Genomic DNA, 731 nt, shown 5'->3' on the forward strand with positions numbered 1-731 from the left:
GGCTACACGTTATCGAAATAGGCGTAAACGCATGGGTTTACGTCTGAATTTAATTGCTGCAATTTACAACATGGAGTTGGTTGAAAAATGATTTTTGCAAGAGGTCTATTCATTTTACCTTTTTGAATTTATGATTTTTTTACTGGATAGGTAAAATAATTTATAAAGTCTTTACGTTACAACTTTTGTTGCATTCACTAAGCTGATTAGATCGAAATAATTTAGGTCTATAGCCATGAGTGCAGCATTAGCTGAGATAAATTCTGCGACTAAAATTAATAATAATCTTCAACCCTTAATTGCACGCACTAGGGTTAATGACTCCATTCATAATCACAGCTTCCTCAGTGAAGTGGATAGCTATTTAAATACTTATCCTAATACTAAGCACATCGATATTTTCCTTTATGATCTCAATGGGCATTTACGAGGCAAAAGGATAGATATCAGTTGTCTCAAAAGCTTAGATAAGGGTTGTTATCTACCGCTGTCTATTTACGCCATGAGTTTGGATGGAAATGTTGTTGAGGAAACTGGACTAGGCAAGTTTGTCGGTGAACCAGATTATTTATGTGTACCTGTGTTGGGATCATTACATCCCAATCCTATAGATCCACACTCTGTACACGACAAATTTCATAGAGCCCTTGTCCTATCAGGCTTTTTCTTTCTTAAAATTGCGAGCACTTTCTTAAATTCCTCTTTTTTCCCAAAACCAATCAAACGTAGAA

Annotated in this window: 2 pseudogenes; both read left to right on the top strand. The window is 35.4% G+C overall.

The window, feature by feature from the left end:
* Positions 1 to 91 (top strand): annotated as a pseudogene (locus tag ACSC97_RS18210) (IS5/IS1182 family transposase); the annotation flags it as partial.
* Positions 92 to 235: 144 nt separating this feature from the next.
* Positions 236 to 619 (top strand): annotated as a pseudogene (locus ACSC97_RS18215) (glutamine synthetase family protein); the annotation flags it as partial.
* Positions 620 to 731: the final 112 nt, after the last annotated feature.

The organism is Acinetobacter sp. P1(2025) (assembly GCF_051390655.1).
In the GTDB taxonomy this organism is placed as follows: Bacteria; Pseudomonadota; Gammaproteobacteria; order Pseudomonadales; family Moraxellaceae; genus Acinetobacter; species Acinetobacter junii.